The sequence below is a fragment of the Bacillus cereus group sp. MYBK220-1 genome, assembly GCF_051916445.1.
GTDB lineage: Bacteria > Bacillota > Bacilli > Bacillales > Bacillaceae_G > Bacillus_A > Bacillus_A cereus.
The window spans coordinates 87,049-106,132 of sequence record NZ_JBQAGQ010000004.1; the positions used below are offsets into that span (position 1 = coordinate 87,049).

Sequence of the window (19,084 nt, forward strand, 5' to 3'; positions counted from 1 at the left end):
TAGTATTGGGGGAATTGTATGTGAAGACATTGAAATCGATCTTACTTTGGGGCGTTATTACAGCAGTAGGAGCAGGTGCTTTTGGGGTAATAGCTTTATCACAAGGTGAAACCATTAATGCTGTATGGCTCTTAGTAGCTGCCGTATGTGTATATGCAGTTGCTTATCGCTTTTATAGTAGATTTATAGCGAGAAAGGTTTTTAATTTAGATGATAATCGGCAAACACCAGCCCATACATTAAATGATGGGAAAGACTATGTTCCAACAAATAAGTGGGTATTGTTTGGACATCACTTTGCAGCGATTGCTGGAGCGGGACCTTTAGTAGGACCGATTTTAGCGGCACAAATGGGGTATTTACCAGGGACCATTTGGATTATTGTTGGGGTAGTTGTTGCGGGGGCTGTCCAAGATTTTGTTATTTTATTTGCTTCAATGAGACGTAATGGTAAATCGTTAGGAGAAATGATTAAAGATGAGATTGGACCTGTTACAGGACTAATTGCAATGATAGGTATTTTAGGAATTATGATTATTTTATTAGCAGTATTAGCGTTGGTCGTAGTAAAGGCACTAATCGGAAGTCCTTGGGGAATGTTTACGATAGCAGCAACGATTCCTATCGCTATTTTAATGGGAGTTTATATGCGCTATATTAGGCCTGGTCGTGTTGGAGAAGGATCAGTAATCGGTATTATCCTACTTATTTTATCTCTTGTTGGAGGACAGTATGTAGCAGAAAATCCAACACTTGCAAGTATGTTCACATTTAGTGGTGAAACAATTGCTATTATGCTTATTGTATATGGATTTATTGCATCTGCATTACCAGTTTGGATGCTTTTAGCACCACGTGATTATTTAAGTACATTTTTAAAAGTTGGAACAATTGTAGGGTTAGCAATCGGTATCTTAATTGTAGCACCAGATTTACAAATGCCAGCAGTTTCGAAATTTATTGATGGAACTGGTCCTGTGTTCTCTGGAAACTTATTCCCATTCTTATTTATTACTATTGCTTGCGGTGCAGTGTCTGGATTCCATGCTCTTGTTTCATCAGGTACGACGCCGAAGATGATTGAGCAAGAGGGACACGCACAGCCAATCGGTTATGGAGCAATGTTAATGGAGTCGTTTGTAGCAGCGATGGCGATGATTGCAGCTTGTGTATTAACACCGGGAACGTATTTTGCAATTAATAGTCCCGCAGCACTTATCGGTACAGATGTCTCGCAGGCAGCTCAAGTTATTTCCTCATGGGGATTTGCTATTACACCAAATGAACTAAAAGATCTCGCTGTAAATGTTGGAGAGCAAACGATTTTATCACGTACAGGTGGTGCGCCAACATTAGCGATAGGTATGGCATATATTTTCTCACAAGTAATAGGTGGAACGGCCATGATGGCATTTTGGTATCATTTTGCGATTCTCTTTGAAGCCCTATTTATTTTAACAACGATTGATGCCGGAACGCGTGTCGGCCGATTTATGATTCAAGATATTTTAGGGCATGTATATAAGCCATTTGGGAAAACGGATTCTACATTAGCGAATGTAATCGCTACAACATTATGTGTATTAGGGTGGGGATATTTCTTATACCAAGGGGTAATAGATCCGCTCGGTGGAATTAATACATTATGGCCACTTTTCGGTATTGCAAATCAAATGCTAGCAGGTATTGCATTATTACTTGGAACGACAATTTTGTTCAAAATGGGAAAAAAGGCGTACGTTTGGGTAACACTTATTCCAACTGTCGGGTTGCTGATTGTAACAATGACGGCGGGGTATCAAAAGCTATTTCATGAAAATCCTAAAATTGGATTTCTATCGCATGCAAAGGTATTTCAGAGAGCATTAGATGAGGGAAAAGTGTTAGCGCCAGCTAAAAATGTCGCTCAAATGAAGCAAATTATTTTCAATGATTATATTGATGCAGCGCTTTGTGGGATTTTTATGATAGTTGTAATCGCTGTGTTAATTTCAGCACTTCGAATTTGGATACAAGTATTAAGAAATAAGCAAATGCCGTTAAAGGAGGCACCATATATTCCGAGAGATGAAAGTGAGTCGAGGAACTATGCTTAAAAAGCTGTGGCAAGTATGGAGGGAAAGAAAACGCTTTATTAGTTTGCTCGTTGGGGTACCAAGTTATGAAGTATATGTGGAGCATATGAAAAAGCATCATCCTGAAGAAGAGGTTTTATGTCAAAAGCAATTTTTTGCTGAGGCACAAGAAACAAGATTTAACGCAAAGGGTGGAAAAATATCACGCTGTTGTTAATGAAAAAGGGCGAGTTTTCGCCCTTTTTATTTTTTTGCTGTTTCACGTGGAACAGCAAAAAATAAATAAAAACTTTGGGAATTATAGGGATTTCGTATACAATAAAGTAAGGAAAGGGATAGATAGAAAAGTAAGGAGATCATTTTATGTTAAAGGACTTATTTGTAAATACAACAATTATTCTTTCCTTTATTTTTGTTGGAGGTCAGCTTTTAAGAGATAAGCCGTTAAAAGAAGGATTCTCTTTTGGGCAGAAATGTGTAGTAGGCATTTTTACTGGGATACTAGGTATATTACTAATGTATTTCGGTGTTCGTGTTGGTACCATCCTATTGGATTTACGCTACTTAGCTGTTATTCTAGCTGTTATTATTGGAGGGCCGATAGCGAGTACCATAACAATTATTATGATTTTAGTAACTAGACTGTTGTTTATGGATTATTCATTAGCTTCTCAAGTGGCCTTTTATACAATCATTGCGATAGGAATAGGGAGTATCTTTATTTCGCGTATGAAGCTTTCTTTAGGGGAAAAGTGGGTATGGTTACACGCATATATTTTATCTATTCTAATCCCAGCGTTATATATATGGTTAATTAAAGAGATCCACATAGTGGGATTATATTTAATTTCTAGTATTATTACAGGTTACATAACATTCATAAGTGCAAATTATGTTTTACAATCCAATGAGCTATTTCAAACGATGAAGCAATACGCAACGATAGATGCATTGACAGGTCTAGGAAACGTAAGACAGTTTGATTTAGAGATGAATCGTCATATTAGTAATAAACACTTGAAAAATGATTCACTTTGTTTACTACTTATAGATATTGACCATTTTAAGCATGTAAATGATACGTATGGGCACCCAGCGGGAGACGAAGTGTTAAAACAAGTAGGGCATATTTTGCGAGAAATGTCAGCATTTCCGGATTTGGTTTTTCGAAAGGGTGGAGAGGAGTTTGCGCTTTTGATACCAAGGAAAGGAATAGCTTATGGAATTCATGTTGGGGAACAAACTCGTATAGCTGTTGAAAAACATTCATTTGAATTGTTAGATGGAACAAAAATAAAAATTACAGTTTCGGTAGGGGTTTCAGAGTATGAAGGGGCATCAGAGCAATTTATTCAAGCGGCGGATGATGCGTTATACTACTCGAAACGAAATGGTAGAAATAAGGTCAGCTCTGCATCTTAAAGATAAGATGACCGGAAGACATAAAGCTTATAAAAAACACTCACAGAGGCAATGTATGAACCTTGTGAGTGTTTTTATTTATATATTAGACAAGTTCTTTTGATACAACGAATTTACGATATGCACCATGGTGAGTTGGACCTACGTATTCGTTAATTTTGAATGAGTAACGAATAGCAGCTGTGATGAATTCTTTAGCAGTTTTTACTGCTTCTTTCACAGGTTTTCCTTTTGCAAGTTCTGCTGTAATTGCAGCAGAATATGTGCAACCTGCGCCGTGTGTATTTGTAGTATCAATTTTTTCTGATTCTAAAAGATCGAATGTTTCTCCATCATATAGGACGTCGATTGCAGTTTCCGTACCAAGTTTGCTTCCGCCTTTAATTAGTACGTATTTGGCACCTAAAGCGTGGATTTTCTTCGCTGCTTCTTTCATGTCCTCAAGAGAATTAATTTTCACACCGCTTAATTGGTAAGCTTCAAATAAGTTTGGCGTTACAACTAATGCCTTTGGCACAAGAACGTCACGTAAGCAATCGTTCGTTTCAGGGTGTAATGCTTCATCTGCACCTTTACATACCATAACAGGGTCAACTACTACATCTTTGAAATTGTGCTTTTCGATTGTTTCTGCAACCATTTCAATAATTTCTACTGATCCAAGCATACCTGTTTTTAAAGCGTCTACGCCAACACCTTCAATTGTTGTTTCTAATTGTGGTTTTAATGTAGAAGCTGGGATTGGAAATACGTTATGTGCCCAACCGTTATGTGGATCCATCGTTACGATTGTTGTAAGAGATGTCATTCCGTATACGCCCAGTTCTTGGAATGTTTTTAAATCTGCTTGTATACCAGCACCGCCACTTGTGTCAGAACCAGCGATAGTAAGTGCTTTATTTAATGTCATTATGAAAGCCCCCTCGAGTGATATAATGAAAACTATGTTTTCACCATTATATCAATGTTACGAATAAGTACAAAGTGAAAAGTAGATGATTTATTTTAAGAGCTATTTAAAATCTTGTATGCAGGAGAATGAGTATGTTTCGAGATAATCGTACGAATGAATTAGTTATATTAAAGGAAATTGCAGAAACATTAAATACATCAAATGATACATATCATGTATTGCAAGCTGTCCTCGAGAAATTGCTAAGTGTAACAGGTTTAACGACAGGATGGATTTTTCTTGCGGATGAAAATGGGAAGTATACGAAGTTAATTGATTATCAATTACCAGAGGCACTTACATATAAAAATAAACGCCCGATGTGCGAAGGTGAATGTTGGTGTTTACGAGGTTTTGTAGATGGAAAATTAGAGAGAGCCGTTAATATTATTGAATGTAAAAGAATTAATAATGCAGTTGAATATAATTGGGGGGATACGGAGGGCATTCTTCATCATGCTACGGTTCCTTTAAAAGCTGGGGGAGAAAAATTTGGGGTGTTAAATGTTGCAAGTCCGGGTAAAACACATTTTTCAGAAGAAGAATTAGTATTACTCCAATCGGTTGCCTTCCAAATTGGTACGGCTTTAAAGCGAACAAAATTATATGAAAATGAAAAGAGAAGAGCACATTATTATGTGAAATTAGAGCGTTTCATTCAAGATTTAAAAATGATTCATAAGTTTAATGTACTACCTGAAAAGGTGGTAAATCACGTAGGTGAAGTATTTCAATGGAATCAAGTAGCGCTTTTTATTAGGGAGGAAAAAGAATTATCTCTGCGAGCGTCTTACGTTCAGGAAGAGTTACAAGAGGATGTAAAAGAGGCGGCCAAGAAGGCGTTAGAACAAGATGAACCAGTTCTAATAAAACATCAAATAGGACATAATGTACATCTAAATCGAGCTGTTATTGCTACACCAATACATATTCAAAACCATATATTTGGTGTTTTATGTGTTAGTTTGAATAATGGAGAGTTTGATGCTAATACAATAGATGTAATTCAAGCATTATCGAACCATGTTTCGTTAATAATAGAGAATTTGAGGTTAAACGAGCAGCGCCGTGAACTTGTACGAATGGAAGAAAGAAATCGGTTAGCAAGAGATTTACATGATTCTGTTTCGCAAAAATTATTTTCATTAACCTTCATGACAAAAGGCGCCGAGGCAGTTTTAAAAGGTAAAAATGAAAAGGTAGATCAATCTTTGCATGAGATGCGTGAACTTGCGCAAGGAGCTTTGAAAGAAATGAGGACATTAATTTGGCAGCTTCGTCCGGCAGGATTAGAAAAAGGATTATTGCCAGCTCTAAAGCAGTACGGTGAAAATTTGGGACTGAAAATTAGGGAGCAAGTTACGGGTGTTCGTGATTTACCTCGTGTAGTAGAAGAAGCCTTGTGGCGCATAGGCCAAGAAGCACTGAACAATGTAAGTAAGCATGCAGGTGTAAAAGAAGCGACGATTTATTTTACAGTGAATGAGAAAAATGTATCATTAGAAATAGTTGATCAGGGAAAGGGCTTTGTGGAAAAGAATATAAAAGAAAAGAAATCACTAGGTATGACTACGATGCGTGAAAGAGTAGAATTAGTTGGTGGAACAATTAAAATTGTAAGTAGTAATAAACGAACGAGCGTAAAAGTAAATGTACCATTATGATGTGAAAATGAGGGAAGTTTGTGAAAATAAAAGTATTGTTAGTTGATGATCATACAGTCGTTTTAAAAGGATTAGCATTTTTCTTAAGTACACAGGAAGATTTAGAGTTAGTTGGAGAAGCGAATAATGGGAAAGAAGCGTTAGTGAAAGTAGGAGAAACAAATCCCGATGTTATATTAATGGATTTATATATGCCTGAAATGGATGGTGTTGAGGCGACGGCATATATAAAAAAAGAGTATCCAAATGTGAAAGTAATTGTATTAACTAGCTTTTCTGATCAGGCGCATGTGTTACCTGCATTAAGGGCTGGAGCAAGTGGGTATATTTTAAAAGATGTAGAACCAGATCAGCTTGTTGAGGCTATTCGAAGCGCATATAAAGGTAATATTCAATTACATCCGGATATAGCAAATGCTCTTCTCTCTCAAACATTACCTGTAGAAGAAAAGGAAGAAGAACCTTCTATTCAAGTGGATGTGCTAACAGCGAGAGAAAATGAAGTATTGCAGCTATTAGCGAAAGGGATGAGCAATAAGGAAATTGCATCTGTTTTAGTTATTACAGAAAAGACGGTTAAGGCGCATGTAAGTAGCATTTTGAGTAAGTTGAATTTATCTGATCGTACGCAAGCGGCATTATATGCAGTTAAAAATGGAATTGTATAAGACGAAAGTCGTAAGACCAAGTTCGCCTTTAGAAGGTGGACTTTTTTTATGGAAAAATACGTCTATGTGAGGACGAAATTGTCTTTATATAAAGATAAAATATGTTTGTAAGCAACAAAACAACAATTACAAGGGATACCTTTTTTGAAAGCATATAACAACATAAGAGTGAGTACTAGGAGGAATAAATAATGGCAACAGTTTTATTCGTTAAAGCAAATAACCGTCCAGCGGAACAAGCAGTTAGTGTAAAATTATATGAGGCATTTTTAGTAAACTATAAAGAAGCACACCCAAATGATACAGTAGTAGAACTTGATTTATATAAAGAAGAATTACCATACGTAGGCGTAGACATGATCAATGGTACATTCAAGGTAGGTAAAGGATTTGATTTAACAGAAGAAGAAGCAAAAGCAGTAGCAGTTGCTGATAAGTATTTAAATCAATTCCTAGAAGCTGATAAAGTTGTTTTCGGCTTCCCATTATGGAACTTAACGATTCCAGCAGTATTGCACACATATATTGATTATTTAAACCGTGCTGGTAAAACGTTTAAATATACGCCAGAGGGTCCAGTTGGCCTAATTGGAGATAAGAAGATTGCATTATTAAATGCAAGAGGCGGCGTATATTCAGAAGGTCCAGCAGCTGAGGTAGAAATGGCTGTTAAATATGTAGCAAGTATGATGGGCTTCTTCGGCGCAACAAACATGGAAACAGTAGTTATTGAAGGGCATAACCAATTCCCAGATAAAGCAGAAGAAATCATCGCTGCAGGTCTTGAAGAAGCAGCTAAAGTAGCAAGTAAATTTTAATTAAAATTATAATCGTCACTCGAAAAAAGCAGCATTAACATGTAAACGTTAATGCTGCTTTTTTATATTTTTAGTTCATCAGCAAGCTTTTCTAATGTATTTCGATCTTGTATATAATATGTTCGGCCTTCTTTTCTTAAATAATTTTGTTGGCAAAACTGATTTAATACATATAAAAGATGACGGTAGCTGACATTTAAATATTCCGAGGCCTCGGTATGCTTTTCTATATAACAATTATTTTGCTCTGTTAATAAAATAAAAGCAGCTAATCGATTTTCAAAAGGATAACTATAGTTTTTTGCGTAATTTTCAGTGCGAGTAATTGTCTTTTCTCCAATAAATTTACATAAGTGCTGTAAAAACGTTGCATCTTGTAATAAAAGTTGCTGACAATCTTTAAGAGGAAGTGCCAAACACACACAATCTTCTAGTACTTCAACGGACTTAGTAATATTTTCTACTCCTATTAATCCTAATTCTCCGATAAAAGATGGTGCTTGAATAAAATTAATTAATGAAACCTTCCCGTTTTTATGACTCATATATATTTTGGCTCTCCCAGAAATTAAGTAATAGAGATAAGGAAGAGCATTTCCTTCGCTACATATCATCTCTTTCGTTTGAAAAGAATGCAGCTCTACATATGGCAAGACATGAAATGAAAATAGGGTATGGAATTGATGGATTCGCATGTATTGATAAATTTCTTCCTCATTTTTGCTGATTTTCATATTTTCACCCCTATGTATAGTATGAGATATCTCCTATTATCTTTACAAGAAGGAATGATACGATTTATGTAAATTTGTTTTTGTAGAAAAGAGAGTGTGATGAATTTATGAAAAAATATAAAACATTGTTATTTGATGTAGATGATACATTACTAGACTTCCAAAAGGCTGAAAAAGTGGCTTTACGGGTACTTTTTGAAGAGAAGGGAATCCCTTTAACAGACGAGATAGAGGCTCGTTATAAAAAAATAAATAAAGGTCTTTGGGATGCTTTTGAAAAAGGTGAACTATCACGCAATGAAGTTGTAAATACACGATTCTCTCTGTTGTTTAAAGAGTATGGAGAAGAAGTAAATGGAATATTATTCGAAAATAATTATCGTAACTACTTAGAAGAAGGAAATCAACTCATGCAAGGTGCGTTTGAATTTATAAATCAAATTCAAGGGGAGTATGAATTGTATATAGTGACAAATGGTGTTTCTAAGACGCAAGATAAACGTTTGCGTAATACAGGGTTACATTCATTATTTAAAGATGTCTTTGTTTCGGAAGATACAGGTTTTCAAAAACCGATGAAAGAGTATTTTGATTATGTTTTTGAACGGATTCCTAACTTTGCACCTGAAGAAGGGCTGATTATTGGGGATTCGTTAAGCGCTGATATTAAAGGTGGATATGTAGCGGGAATTGATACTTGTTGGTTTAATCCAGAAAGAAAATTAAATGATAGTGGGATTATACCGACATATGAAGTGCATAATTTTGAGGAGTTAGAAGCTTTATTAAAGCAGCATGTGTAATAAAAATAGGCAGTGGAGCTTTCGTCCCCACTGCCTATTTTTATTAATTTTTATTTTCGTTATGTTTTGGGAGTGGAAAGGCATTCCCGATAGCAGCTGCACCAAGCATGGGCAATAGTAAATTAAGCGGGAAAAACATAAGTAATAGTAATGTTATAGCTATTGGCTTTCGTAACGCATAGCTTGAAATTGCTGTCGTTACGATGGCAACAGATGCTACTGGATCTATAGGAAGAATAGATGCTACAGCGTATCCGATACTTGAACCAGAAAATATAATTGGGAAGATATGTCCACCTCGCCACCCTGTGTTCAAACAAACGGCAGTAATGCACAACTTTAAAATCCCTGAAAGAAGTAGTATCCAAAAAGATAAATGGCTCCATTCAACAACTAATTCTTTTAATTGATGTTCCCCTGAAAATAATGTGTACGGAAGAAAAGTTCCCCCGATTCCTAATAAAATACCACCGATAATTCCGAGTGTCAGCTTGTATTCTCTAAAAGGGTGAATTAACTTTTCTAATGTGAATTCTAACTTGAAATAAAAGAAACCAACTATAGCGCCGATACTAGCAAGTGGAAGAAATGCAATCCATTCATTGAAAGAAAGTGCACCTTCCCCGAAATCAACAATAAAGGATCCACGATTATCAAGTTTACTCAGTAGTAAATAAACAGAAAAACCTGCGAAAGTAGTAGCTAAGTATACAATCGCTTTTTTTCCTTTAGAAAAAGCAGCAATTTGTTCCCCCTCATTTTCATTTGGTGCTAAATAACCGAATAATGGTGCGTTAAAAATGACACTTAAAGTAGCGCCAATTCCGATCTCGGTTAGCTCATTCATACCCTTTAAGGCAAATTTAAAGCGATCCCCTACCCATGTGCACAGTCCGCCTATAATTCCAACTAGTGCGGCTTCTGGACCAAGACTAGCACCGAAAATTAAAACAATAATCGCTGTTAAAGTAGCCCGATGGACAAAGCGATATTCGATTCGACCAGTTTTTTTATATTCAGCCATCACTTCAGGCATAAGGCGTGGGTATGTACCGAAATGTTTTTGTGATAGACCAACAAGGACCCCGCCAATTATTGTTACGCAAAGGGTGTAATAAGAGGGAAAAGAGAGAACTTCAGGCAAGTATCCCCAAATAAAGTGGATTCCAATATTTATTGTGACTAAAAATAACCAGACTGTAGCTCCTACTATAGATCCTAGAAGAATGCCATATAGAGCAAGTATGTAATGCATATCTTTTTTATTTGTCATGTTATACCTCCGTTATGTAAATCTTAGTAGGGAAAAAAGTGAAATATACTAGTGAAAAATGGATTGAATATATATAGTATCTTTTTGAGAAGATGGCCTATTCAACATATAGGCTAACTTTTGGGGAATTTGAATTTATAGGTTAAATTACTTATTTAATTTTATAGACTGATTTGAGGTTTTTAAAGGTCTTTTTTGAAATAGACTAGAATATATTTCTTTTGTTGCTTTATATGAAACTGTTAACATTTATTTTAGAACATTCAGAAAAACTGTTTGACATTAGGAAATTATTGCTATAAAATCAACGGTAATTGCATAGTCTTATCAAGAAAAGGTGGAGGGACAGGCCCGATGAAACCTTGGCAACAGCCGTATAACGGAATTGTGCCAAATCCTGCAGGTAGTAATCCTGAGAGATAAGAAAGAGCCTTTAGAGCGTGTTTTCAAACTGCTCCTTTCTTGTTTTCAGGAAAGGGGCAGTTTTTTATTTTGTATAAAAGAAAGGAGAATGAGAGATGGGAGAATCATGGGGAAAAGGAACAATTTGTGTGCAAGGTGGCTATACGCCAAAGAATGGTGAACCACGTGTTTTACCACTTTATCAAAGCACAACGTATAAATACGATACTTCGGATGATTTAGCAGCTCTATTTAACTTAGAGGCAGAAGGATATATTTATACACGTATTGGAAACCCTACTCTAGCAGCATTTGAGCAGAAGTTATCAGATTTAGAAGGCGGTGTAGGAGCTGTTGCAACGGCTTCTGGGCAAGCAGCTATTATGCTCGCAGTTTTAAATATTTGTAGTAGTGGAGACCATTTACTTTGCTCTTCAACTGTTTACGGGGGAACGTTTAATTTATTTGGGGTGAGTTTACGTAAGCTTGGCATTGATGTTACGTTCTTTAATCCAAATTTAACGGCAGATGAAATCACGGCGCTTGCTAATGACAAGACGAAACTTATCTATGCAGAATCGTTAGGAAATCCAGCGATGAATGTTTTAAATTTTAAAGAATTTTCAGCTGCCGCTAAAGAATTAGAGGTACCTTTTATCGTTGATAATACATTAGCAACTCCTTATTTATGCCAGGCGTTTGAACATGGGGCAAATATTATTGTTCATTCTACGACGAAGTATATCGATGGGCATGCGAGCTCCTTAGGCGGTATTGTAATTGACGGTGGAAACTTTGATTGGACAAATGGAAAGTATCCTGAACTTGTTGAACCAGATCCAAGTTATCACGGTGTAAGTTACGTTCAAAACTTTGGTGCAGCAGCGTATATTGTGAAAGCACGTGTTCAGCTATTAAGAGATTATGGAAATTGTATGAGCCCATTCAATGCATATATTAGCAATATTGGCTTAGAAACATTGCATTTACGAATGGAACGTCATAGTGAAAATGCTCTTGCAGTTGCTAAGTGGCTTGCTAATCATGAACGTATTGAATGGGTGAATTATCCAGGCTTAGATAGTAATGAAAATTACTCATTAGCACAACAGTACTTGAAAAAAGGTGCTAGTGGTGTTTTAACTTTCGGTATTAAAGGCGGATTAGAAGCAGCAAAAGAATTTATCGCAAATGTAAAACTAGCAACTCTTGTAACGCACGTAGCTGATGCACGAACTTGCGTTATACATCCTGCTAGTACGACGCATAGACAATTAAATGCTGAAGATCAGCGTTTAGCGGGTGTTACATCTGATTTAATTCGTTTATCGGTTGGTATAGAAGATGTTTCTGATATTATTGCAGATTTGGAAGCAGCTCTAGTTGGAGGCAAAACACATGCCGATCATAATTGATAAAGATTTACCGGCTCGCAAAGTGTTGCAAAAAGAAAATATTTTTGTAATGACGAAGGAGCGGGCAGAAACACAAGATATACGTGCTTTAAAAATTGCTATATTAAATTTAATGCCAACGAAACAAGATACAGAGGCGCAATTACTTCGCTTAATTGGAAACACACCGTTACAATTAGATGTTCATTTGCTTCATATGGAATCACATCTATCGCGTAATGTAACGCAAGAACATTTAACAAGCTTTTATAAAACGTTTCGTGATATTGAAAATGAAAAGTTTGATGGGCTCATTATTACAGGAGCGCCAGTGGAGACCCTTGCTTTTGAAGAGGTAGATTATTGGGAAGAGCTTAAACATATTATGGAGTATTCAAAAACGAATGTAACATCTACGCTCCATATTTGCTGGGGGGCACAGGCTGGCTTGTACTATCATTATGGTGTTCCAAAGTATCCCCTTAAGGAAAAAGTGTTCGGTGTATTTGAACATGAAGTTTGCGAGCAACATGTGAAATTATTACAAGGATTTGATGAATTGTTTTTTGCTCCGCATTCTCGTCATACAGAAGTACGAGAGAATGATATTAGAGGAGTGAAAGAATTAACATTGTTAGCAAACTCTGAAGAAGCAGGTGTTCACCTTGTTATTGGGTCAGAAGGAAGGCAAGTGTTTGCCCTTGGACATAGCGAATATAGTTGTGAGACGTTAAAACAAGAATACGAACGAGATCGTGACAAGGGATTAAATATTGATGTGCCAAAAAACTATTTTAAACATAATAATCCAGATGAAAAGCCGCTTGTTAGGTGGAGGAGTCATGGTAATTTATTGTTTTCTAATTGGTTGAATTATTACGTGTATCAAGAAACCCCTTATATATTGTAAAGAAAGATTGTGTAACACGTGGCAACGTTTTCCTTGTAAAGATTAACCTTTATTTTTCCGAATGTTCAAAATATATTGTTTTTCAGATTTTTTACTCATATAATTTCATCTAAACACAATTTTTGAGGGGTGGACAGTACTATGAAAGAAATTCAAGTTGGGTTATTAGGTCTTGGGACAGTTGGCAGTGGTGTGGTTCGTATTATTACGGATCATCAAGAACGACTCATACACCAAGTAGGTTGTCCAGTGAAGGTAACGAAAGTATTAGTGCAAAACATTGAGAAAGAGAGAGAGGTAGAGGTACCTTCTACTCTATTAACACAAGATGCAAATGAAATTTTAGATAATCCAAATATTGATGTTGTTATTGAAGTGATGGGTGGCATTGATGATGCAAAATCATATATTTTACAAGCTTTAAAAAGCGGAAAGCATGTTGTAACTGCAAATAAAGACTTAATGGCATTACATGGAGCTGAATTATTAGCGACAGCAAAAGATAATAAGGCTGATTTATTCTATGAGGCGAGTGTGGCAGGGGGAATTCCAATTTTACGCAGTATCGTAGAAGGACTTTCTTCAGATCTTATTACGAAAGTAATGGGAATTGTAAATGGAACAACAAATTTTATTTTGACGAAAATGTCAGACGAAGGGAGAGCATATAACGACGTGTTAAAAGAAGCCCAACAACTTGGATTTGCAGAAGCAGATCCAACATCAGATGTAGAAGGTTTAGATGCAGCAAGAAAAATGACGATTTTAGCTACCCTCGGTTTCTCTACAAATGTAGAGCTTGGAGATGTGAAAGTAAAAGGTATTACCTCTATTACAGAGGAAGATATTGAATACAGTAAGAGCTTAGGTTATACAATTAAATTAATCGGTCTTGCAAAACGAGATGGTGAAAAATTGGAGGTTACAGTTGAACCAACTTTACTTCCAAATACACATCCTCTTGCAGCAGTACAAAATGAATATAACGCTGTGTATGTGTACGGTGAAGCAGTTGGGGAAACGATGTTTTATGGACCAGGCGCAGGAAGTTTACCGACAGCTACAGCTGTTGTTTCGGATTTAGTTGCTGTAATGCAAAATATTAGATTAGGGGTAACAGGAAATAGTGCTGTAGTCCCACAATATCAAAAAGTATTAAAAGAGCCAGACGAAATTGTCGTGAAAAAGTTTTTAAGACTGCATGTAAAAGACGAAATTGGTGTATTTGCAAAAATTACTTCATTGTTCTCTGAGCGCGGAGTTAGCTTTGAGAAAATTATTCAAATGCCGCTTGAAGAGAAAGGAAAGGCTGAAATTGTAATTGTAACGCATCGTGCGTCTCTTGCTGATTATGATTATATTCTACATACGTTGCAAGGGTATGAAGAAATAGATTGTTTGAAAGCGAACTATCGAATTGAAGGGGATGCTAAGTAGTATCTCTTACCATAAAACAGAAAGAGCCTATTAAGCAGCTTGCTTAATAGGCTCTTTTCTATTTAAAATCTGCGTACCAACTTGAATAAATGCTTGGATAATCCAGCCTGTTGTAAAGGATAAGATGATTGTTCCAAAATAGATAGGTCCGTCTAATAAAAAGCTTAACGTTAAAAATAAAAAGGCTAATGAAATCTCTGTTCTTCTAAACGTCCATTTTTTCTTCTCGGCAACCGTTAAAACGAAAGCTTCTTGAGGCGCTGCACAAAGGTTTGTAGAGACGTAAAGACCAATTCCAGCTCCAACGAATAGATTTCCGCAAATAAGTGTTATATATTTTGGAAGAGAGCGGATAGCGTCCATAATAGTTGTAATGGAACCAATCCAATCAACAAAAAGAGAAATAAGAACCATCGTTACAATTGTACCGATTGTAATTTGTTTTTTATTCCAAAAGAGTACGATAAGTGTAAAGGCAAAGTTAATCATGAAAATCCAAAAACCAATACTTATCCCAAAATTTTGATATAGTGCAATAAAGAAGGAATCATAAGGGCTAAGTCCAAAGGAAGTAATTGTCGTCATCATATTAATACCGATGGCAAGAATGAGTAAACCGCCAATGAAAAATATATATTCTAATTTGAATCGAAGCATAGTTGTATATCCTTTCTAAATGTATTTGCTAGGAAAGGATATATTGTGGAAAGCTTACCAGGTCAAGGGAGAATTTTTGTGAGAAGGGGAAAATGAGATGACAAATATAAGAAAGATTGCTGAACTTGCTGGAGTATCTGTTTCAACTGTTTCACGTGTACTAAATAATCATCCGTACGTAAATGAACAGAAACGAAAAGAAATTTTAGCGATTATAGAAGAATTAAATTACACGCAAAACGTGAATGCAATTCATTTAGTGAAAGGAAAAACGAATGTAATTGGCGTTTTATTGCCACACGTAAATGATCAATATTATAGCGCTATTATCGAGGGGATATCAAAAGAGACAGCAAAGAATAATTATAATATGATGCTTTGCCAGACGAATCATAGTGAAGAAAGAGAACTAGAAATTTTGAATATGTTAAAAATGAAAAAGCTTGATGGGGTTATTATTTGTTCTCGGACAAATAGTAAGGAGAAGCTTGAAGAATATACGAAATTCGGCCCGATTGTTATGTGTGAAGAAATAGATTCAAAATGCATTTCAAGTGTACATATCGATTACTACAAAGTATTTTCACGTGGGATGAAAAGCTTAATAGATGCCGGTCATACACGTATTGGATATTGTATTGGAAGAAGTAATAGTGTTAATAGCCAAAGACGAAAGAAGGCGTATGAAGATTCGCTTCAACAGAGTATCGTAACACCGTTAGAGACCTGGAAATTTGAAGGTTGTTTTACAGTGGAAGATGGACGCAATGTAATTAGAGAATGGGCTCATATGTCAGTAAAACCGACAGCGTTCCTTGTATCTTGTAACCATATTGCAGCGGGGATGGTTACAGAAGCAAAAAAACAAGGAATTCGTATTCCAGAGGATATTACGATTATCGGGTGTGATGATCAAGAGGTGGCAGATATATTGGGTATAACGACGATTTCGCATTCTAGTAAAAACGTTGGAGTAAAAGCGTTTGAATTATTATATGAAAAGATTAATGAAGAGAAATTAGATGTGAAGCATATAGAGTTATTACCAGAGTTAATAGATAGAGAAACGACATAATTGAGAAGGTGTGAAAATCGCTTTTCAAAATTTCGTTTGGTATAATTATGGACAATCTATGAGGGCTAAAAGGGGTTTTGATATGAGATCAAAAGTAGTAAAAGTAATTCTACTCATTACAATTGCATCTTTCTGTTTATTTGCATATGGCTTTGTTTCAGGTGTAAATGATGTATTAAATCCGAAAGCTTCAAATTTAATTAAAAAGACCGATGTAGTGGCAAAAGAGAAAAAGAAAACGGGAACGTTACAAATCGTTAGTTTAGGTGATTCATTAACGCGTGGTGTTGGTGATAAAGAAGGAATTGGCTATGTTGGGCGAATGAAAGAGGATTTACAAAAAGATTATAAGCAAAAAATTGCATTAACAAATTTAGCAGTTAGTGGTGCAAAAATGCCCGATTTATTAAAACAAATTGAAAGTAATGGCGCTCAATATTCAATTAAGCAAGCAGATGTAATTGTGTTAACGATTGGTGGAAATGATTTGTTCCCAGGCTGGGAATCACTTGGGAAAATAGATTTAGAGACGTATCGTCCTGACACAGAGACGTTTCAAAATGAAGCAAAGAAAATTATAGAAGAAATTCGTAAATTAAATACAGATAGTCCGATTTTTTGGCTTGGTTTATACAATCCTTTTGAAGATGTAGAAGATTTAAAAGGGTCTTCAAACATTGTTGTGGACTGGAATGCATCTTTAGAGAAATTAGCGCTAAACGATAAAAATGTGTATATTACACCGACATTTGATTTATTCCAAAACCGCGGGAAAGATTTATTATACTCTGATCATTTTCATCCGAACGAAGTAGGTTATACGTATATGGCAGAACGTTTAGTTCAAAATGTTGTAAGTAAATTAAAATTAGAACAAGGAGGGGTAAAATGACGACGATACTTTCCGTACGAGACTTGAAGAAGGTAATTGGAAAGAAGACTCTTGTAGAGAATATTTCCTTTGATGTAAAGCAAGGAGAAGTGTTCGGGTTCTTAGGACCAAATGGTGCTGGAAAGACGACTACGATTCGAATGTTAGTCGGATTGATTAAGGCGACAGAAGGTACGATTTCTATCGGTGGTTATTCGATTAAGGAAAATTTCAGAGAAGCGATGCGTCAAATTGGGAGTATCGTTGAAAACCCAGAGTTGTATACATATTTAACGGGATGGGAAAATTTAAAGCAATTTGCTCGTATGTTAGGTGATATATCAGATGAACGTATTATTGAAATTGCTGAAATGGTTCATTTAGATGAAAGAATTCATGACAAGGTAAAAACGTACTCACTTGGTATGAAACAACGCCTTGGAATTGCGCAGGCGCTCCTTGGAAATCCGAAATTGCTCATATTAGATGAACCAACGAATGGTTTAGATCCAGCAGGGATTAGAGAACTTAGGGAATTTATACATAAGCTTGTAAAAGAAGAAAATATGAGCGTGTTTATTTCAAGCCACTTGCTAAGTGAAGTGCAAATGATATGCGATCGCGTTGCTATTATTCATAAAGGAAAGATGATAACAGTTGCCAAGGTTGAAGAATTAATTAAAACAGCAAGTGATCGTGTAGAATGGATTGTTACACCGATTTCTAAGGCGAAAGATATGCTAGAAGCGGCCGAAGAAGTAAGGGAAGTGAGTGTAGAAGGCGATCGATTACTATGCCGCATGGATATTGCATCTATAAGTAGTTGGAATAAACACTTTGTCGCAAATGAAATAGATGTACATAGCGTTAAGGAGCTTGTATTTACGCTAGAAGATTTATTTATTGAACTCACAAGGGGTGAGCAGCATGCGTGAATTTGCGAATCTAGTTTTAAATGAATCAGAAAAGATTTACCGCAAGAAACGTATTTTTGTTGTCATGCTTATTTTAGCAATCTTGATCCCGCTTTTTGTGTATGCGCAGTATCGTGAAATAGAAACGACACAAAAAAGACTCGGTACAACTGATTGGAAGGTTTCATTGCAACAGCAAATTGTTGATTCTCAGAACCGGTTGAACAATTCTAGGTTGCCAGAAGAATGGCGTGATTGGTTAAAGGTAAGAGTTGAGCAACAACAATATTATTTAGATCATGATATTAATCCGATGGCACCGGGTGCACCGACTTTTGTCAGAGCATTTATTGAACAAGGAATTACATTATTTATTCCGCTTCTCGTAATGATTGTCGCCATTGATATCGTTTCAGGAGAACGAAGTGATGGGACGATGAAGATGTTACTTACGCGGCCGATTCGGCGCTGGAAAATACTCCTTAGTAAATACGTGACGATGTTATTTTTCATTTCGCTCATACTGTTTCTTGTAGGTTTGTTTGCTTACATATTATCAGGGCTTGTATTTGGGTACTCGGGATGGAATTTACCTGTTTTAACAGGATTCGTCATTGATAAGGAAACGTTAAATACGAACTTTGTGCATCTTATTCCGCAGTGGCAATACATCTTAATGGCGTATGGACTAGCCTGGTTTGTTGCTATCGTTGTCGGAACTATATCATTTATGGTCTCTGTTTTAATTCGTAATACACCAGCTGGTATGGGCGTTATGCTAGCTGCATTAATTGCAGGCGGTATTTTAAGCTCGTTCGCAACATCTTGGGAAGGCGCCAAATATATTTTTAGTGTGAATTTATCATTAACGGATTATTTATCAGGAAAATTACCTGCATTACAAGGTTTATCGATGGGATTTTCTTTGATGAATTTAACTGTTTGGGCAGTTGTTTCTCTTGTTATTTCGTTCGTAGTATTTACAAGACAGGATATGGTGAATTAATTAGACAGG

18 protein-coding genes and 1 riboswitch are annotated in these 19,084 nt (G+C 36.1%); of the genes, 14 read left to right on the forward strand and 4 right to left on the reverse strand.

What is annotated here, in order from left to right; translation table 11 throughout:
* Positions 1–20 precede the first annotated feature (20 nt).
* The 3 genes from cstA to ACTFRU_RS18085 all read left to right on the forward strand — a co-directional run bounded on the left by cstA (position 21) and on the right by ACTFRU_RS18085 (position 3,497).
* Positions 21–2,096, forward strand: coding sequence for a carbon starvation protein CstA (gene cstA, locus ACTFRU_RS18075; RefSeq protein ID WP_440037736.1), 2,076 nt, complete (start codon positions 21–23; stop codon positions 2,094–2,096).
* Complete coding sequence (locus tag ACTFRU_RS18080) at positions 2,089–2,292, forward strand: YbdD/YjiX family protein (RefSeq protein WP_440037737.1); 204 nt, start codon at positions 2,089–2,091, stop codon at positions 2,290–2,292. The genes cstA and ACTFRU_RS18080 overlap by 8 nt, the downstream gene beginning before the upstream one ends.
* 146 nt (positions 2,293–2,438) lie before the next feature.
* Positions 2,439–3,497, forward strand: a complete 1,059-nt coding sequence (locus ACTFRU_RS18085) for a GGDEF domain-containing protein (RefSeq protein WP_000910190.1) — start codon at positions 2,439–2,441, stop codon at positions 3,495–3,497.
* An 85-nt stretch (positions 3,498–3,582) separates the two neighbouring features.
* Here ACTFRU_RS18085 and pdxK read toward each other — a convergent pair whose 3' ends face one another.
* Positions 3,583–4,407, reverse strand: a complete 825-nt coding sequence (gene pdxK / locus ACTFRU_RS18090) for a pyridoxine/pyridoxal/pyridoxamine kinase (protein ID WP_440037738.1) — start codon at positions 4,405–4,407, stop codon at positions 3,583–3,585.
* A gap of 134 nt (positions 4,408–4,541) precedes the next feature.
* Here pdxK and ACTFRU_RS18095 point away from each other — a divergent pair, with 134 nt between their 5' ends.
* The 3 genes from ACTFRU_RS18095 (at position 4,542) to ACTFRU_RS18105 (ending at position 7,599) form a co-directional block, all read left to right on the forward strand.
* Positions 4,542–6,113 (forward strand): GAF domain-containing sensor histidine kinase, encoded by a 1,572-nt coding sequence (locus ACTFRU_RS18095; RefSeq protein WP_098905895.1) that lies wholly within the window; start codon positions 4,542–4,544, stop codon positions 6,111–6,113.
* 20 nt (positions 6,114–6,133) lie between these two features.
* Positions 6,134–6,781 (forward strand): response regulator, encoded by a 648-nt coding sequence (locus ACTFRU_RS18100; protein ID WP_000695799.1) that lies wholly within the window; start codon positions 6,134–6,136, stop codon positions 6,779–6,781.
* Positions 6,782–6,972: 191 nt separating this feature from the next.
* The gene (locus tag ACTFRU_RS18105) at positions 6,973–7,599 is read left to right on the forward strand and encodes an FMN-dependent NADH-azoreductase (RefSeq protein WP_000246744.1); all 627 of its coding nucleotides are present in this window, start codon (positions 6,973–6,975) and stop codon (positions 7,597–7,599) included.
* A 62-nt stretch (positions 7,600–7,661) separates the two neighbouring features.
* Here the strand turns inward: ACTFRU_RS18105 and ACTFRU_RS18110 are convergent, their stop codons facing one another.
* Positions 7,662–8,333 carry a transcriptional regulator YeiL gene (locus tag ACTFRU_RS18110; RefSeq protein ID WP_000703327.1) on the reverse strand — a complete coding sequence of 224 codons (672 nt, stop codon included), beginning with the start codon at positions 8,331–8,333 and terminating at the stop codon, positions 7,662–7,664.
* A 107-nt stretch (positions 8,334–8,440) separates the two neighbouring features.
* On the opposite strand from ACTFRU_RS18110, the gene ACTFRU_RS18115 reads away from it, so the two are divergent.
* Positions 8,441–9,136, forward strand: coding sequence for a YjjG family noncanonical pyrimidine nucleotidase (locus ACTFRU_RS18115; RefSeq protein ID WP_044306625.1), 696 nt, complete (start codon positions 8,441–8,443; stop codon positions 9,134–9,136).
* A 43-nt stretch (positions 9,137–9,179) separates the two neighbouring features.
* Here ACTFRU_RS18115 and ACTFRU_RS18120 read toward each other — a convergent pair whose 3' ends face one another.
* Positions 9,180–10,409, reverse strand: coding sequence for a chloride channel protein (locus tag ACTFRU_RS18120; protein WP_046393124.1), 1,230 nt, complete (start codon positions 10,407–10,409; stop codon positions 9,180–9,182).
* A 321-nt stretch (positions 10,410–10,730) separates the two neighbouring features.
* Positions 10,731–10,835, forward strand: a riboswitch (SAM riboswitch).
* 92 nt (positions 10,836–10,927) lie between these two features.
* On the opposite strand from ACTFRU_RS18120, the gene ACTFRU_RS18125 reads away from it, so the two are divergent.
* From ACTFRU_RS18125 to ACTFRU_RS18135, 3 genes are all read left to right on the forward strand, one after another.
* Positions 10,928–12,226 carry a bifunctional O-acetylhomoserine aminocarboxypropyltransferase/cysteine synthase gene (locus ACTFRU_RS18125; protein ID WP_000504780.1) on the forward strand — a complete coding sequence of 433 codons (1,299 nt, stop codon included), beginning with the start codon at positions 10,928–10,930 and terminating at the stop codon, positions 12,224–12,226.
* Positions 12,210–13,115, forward strand: a complete 906-nt coding sequence (gene metA, locus ACTFRU_RS18130; protein ID WP_006921973.1) for a homoserine O-acetyltransferase MetA — start codon at positions 12,210–12,212, stop codon at positions 13,113–13,115. The genes ACTFRU_RS18125 and metA overlap by 17 nt, the downstream gene beginning before the upstream one ends.
* Before the next feature lie 141 nt (positions 13,116–13,256).
* Positions 13,257–14,552, forward strand: a complete 1,296-nt coding sequence (locus tag ACTFRU_RS18135; RefSeq protein WP_000659109.1) for a homoserine dehydrogenase — start codon at positions 13,257–13,259, stop codon at positions 14,550–14,552.
* A 30-nt stretch (positions 14,553–14,582) separates the two neighbouring features.
* Here ACTFRU_RS18135 and ACTFRU_RS18140 read toward each other — a convergent pair whose 3' ends face one another.
* Entirely contained in the window at positions 14,583–15,209 is a 627-nt protein-coding gene (locus ACTFRU_RS18140) for a YczE/YyaS/YitT family protein (RefSeq protein WP_000943411.1), read from the reverse strand.
* A gap of 97 nt (positions 15,210–15,306) precedes the next feature.
* Here ACTFRU_RS18140 and ACTFRU_RS18145 point away from each other — a divergent pair, with 97 nt between their 5' ends.
* From ACTFRU_RS18145 to ACTFRU_RS18160, 4 genes are read left to right on the forward strand one after another with little or no spacing between them, the layout of a single operon-like run.
* Positions 15,307–16,284 (forward strand): LacI family DNA-binding transcriptional regulator, encoded by a 978-nt coding sequence (locus ACTFRU_RS18145; protein ID WP_440037739.1) that lies wholly within the window; start codon positions 15,307–15,309, stop codon positions 16,282–16,284.
* Between the two features lie 10 nt (positions 16,285–16,294).
* Positions 16,295–17,176: an SGNH/GDSL hydrolase family protein gene (locus tag ACTFRU_RS18150; RefSeq protein ID WP_002022849.1), complete on the forward strand. Its 882-nt coding sequence runs from the start codon at positions 16,295–16,297 to the stop codon at positions 17,174–17,176.
* On the forward strand, positions 17,173–18,090 hold the full coding sequence (locus tag ACTFRU_RS18155; RefSeq protein WP_000207717.1) for an ABC transporter ATP-binding protein: 918 nt from the start codon (positions 17,173–17,175) through the stop codon (positions 18,088–18,090). The genes ACTFRU_RS18150 and ACTFRU_RS18155 overlap by 4 nt, the downstream gene beginning before the upstream one ends.
* Complete coding sequence (locus ACTFRU_RS18160) at positions 18,083–19,075, forward strand: ABC transporter permease subunit (RefSeq protein WP_001206477.1); 993 nt, start codon at positions 18,083–18,085, stop codon at positions 19,073–19,075. The genes ACTFRU_RS18155 and ACTFRU_RS18160 overlap by 8 nt, the downstream gene beginning before the upstream one ends.
* Positions 19,076–19,084: the final 9 nt, after the last annotated feature.